Below are 1913 nucleotides of genomic sequence, written 5' to 3' on the forward strand. Positions count from 1 at the left end.
CGGGCGGGCTCCTCGCCGAGCGCCGGGTGCGCGGTCGCGGTGGCCTCGGGGTTCTTGCGCGGGCAGTTGTGCGCGTCGTGCACGTCGGTGACCGCGATGCGCGCCGCGTCGGCGCGGCGCAGGGTGAGTTCGTAGCCGCGCAGGCGGATCTCGAGCGGGTCTCCCATGGGCGCGTACTTCATCATGGTCACTTCGGTGCCGGGCGTGAGCCCCATATCGAAGATGTGCTGGCGCAGCGACGAATCGTCCGACTCAACCGACTCGATGATCGCGTCCTTACCTATCTCAAGCTCGTCGAGCTTCATGCGAAATCTCCTCTGGTGCGCCTCCGGGGCGGTCGAAATGTTGACCGCAGTGAACACAGGCCGTATGAGATTGTAGCGGTATCGGGGCGGCGCGGCAGCGTCGCAGGCGGAAAGCGCACACCCTTACAAAAACGAAACGTTCGCGTAAGCCAAATCGATGGCTCGCCGGGCGCGCGAGGACGAGAATGGACGCTGCCACCAACCGATGGGAGCATCATGTACCTCAAACTCGCACGTGGGAACGTCCGGCGCAGCCTGCGCGACTACTCGGTCTACTTCGCCACGCTCGCGCTCGCCGCCTGCCTGCTGTATTCGTTCATCGCCTCGGGCGACTACCTCACCGCGCTCGACCTCACGCCCGAGCAGCGCGGTATCTATGGGAGCATGGGCGGCGTCCTCGAAGGCTTCTCCGTCTTCGTCGTCGTGGTGTTCATCTTCCTCGTCGCCTACGCCAACCGCTTCATCGTGCGCCGCCGCAAGCGTGAGTTCGGCATGTACGCACTGCTGGGCATGGAGCGCCGCGGCGTGGCGTGCGTCCTCGCGCTCGAGGGCGGCATCGTGGGCGCGGCGGCGCTCGCGACGGGCATCCTCGCCGGGGTCGTGCTCTCCCCTGCCTTCGGCCTCATCGCCGCCTTCGTGTTCGACGCGCCCTGGCGGCTGCTCCCGGTGTTCTCCACCGGCGCCGCCGTCTGGACGGCCTGCAGCTTCGCGGCCATCACCGCGCTCGGCTCCGCCGCATGCGTGCGCGACGTGGTGCGCCGCCCCCTCATCGAGCTCATGAGCGCCGAGCGCGCGCCCGAGCGCATGCGCTTCGCGAGCAAGCGCGGGGCGCGCGTGCAGCTCGCCCTCGCCGTGCCGCTCCTCGCCGTCGTGTGGGGGAGCTGCGTCGTACAGCCGATGTACTTCGTCGCCTTCATCATCCCCATGGGCTTCGCCGCGTTCGGGGCAACCATGCTCGTGATGCGCGCGGGCGCCTGGCGGCTGGGCGAGCGCGCCCGGCGGAGGCCCGAGCGCTACTGGGACGGCCTGCGCCCCTTCACCGTGCGGCAGACCGAGGCACGCATCTCGAGCACCTCGGCCGCGCTCGCCTGCGTGTGCGTGCTCATCGCGGCGGCCGTGTGCATGATCTGCGCGGGCTTCGCGTTCAGCGTCGGCATGCGCGCGCCGGGGGCGGTGGTCGAGAACGCGAGCACGCTCGCGCCCATCGGCTACATCGGGATCTTCTACGGCGCGGCGTTCCTCGTCACCGCTGCGGCGATCCTCGCGCTGCAGCAGCTCTCGGGCGCCGCGGACGCGCGGCATGCCTACGAGACCCTGCGCGAGCTGGGCTGCGACCGCGAGCTCGCGCGCGTCTCCCTGCGCCAGCAGGTGCGCCTGAGCTTCGCCGCCCCGCTCGGATGCGCGCTCGTCCACGATGTGTTCGGCCTCATCCTCGTCGCCTTCCTGGCGCTCGTGCTGGGCAGCGGGTCGTTCGCGCTCGTGGTAGCCGGCACCCTCGCCTTCACCCTCGCCCTCATGGGCGCGTACTACCGCATCACCTGTCGCGCCTGCGAGCGCCTGCTGCTCTGAGTCATTGGGGACGGGTTCAATTGACTCACTGAGTCAATT

2 protein-coding genes are annotated in these 1913 nt (G+C 69.5%); one reads left to right on the forward strand and one right to left on the reverse strand.

Annotated elements, in window-relative coordinates; genetic code table 11:
* On the reverse strand, positions 1-305 hold a 305-nt coding region (locus tag BN423_RS10800; RefSeq protein ID WP_043359856.1), incomplete at its 3' end, for a FeoA family protein.
* A gap of 216 nt (positions 306-521) precedes the next feature.
* On the opposite strand from BN423_RS10800, the gene BN423_RS07720 reads away from it, so the two are divergent.
* Complete coding sequence (locus BN423_RS07720; RefSeq protein WP_019239687.1) at positions 522-1874, forward strand: FtsX-like permease family protein; 1353 nt, start codon at positions 522-524, stop codon at positions 1872-1874.
* Positions 1875-1913: the final 39 nt, after the last annotated feature.

The organism is Enorma timonensis, from assembly GCF_000321165.1.
Lineage (GTDB): Bacteria > Actinomycetota > Coriobacteriia > Coriobacteriales > Coriobacteriaceae > Enorma.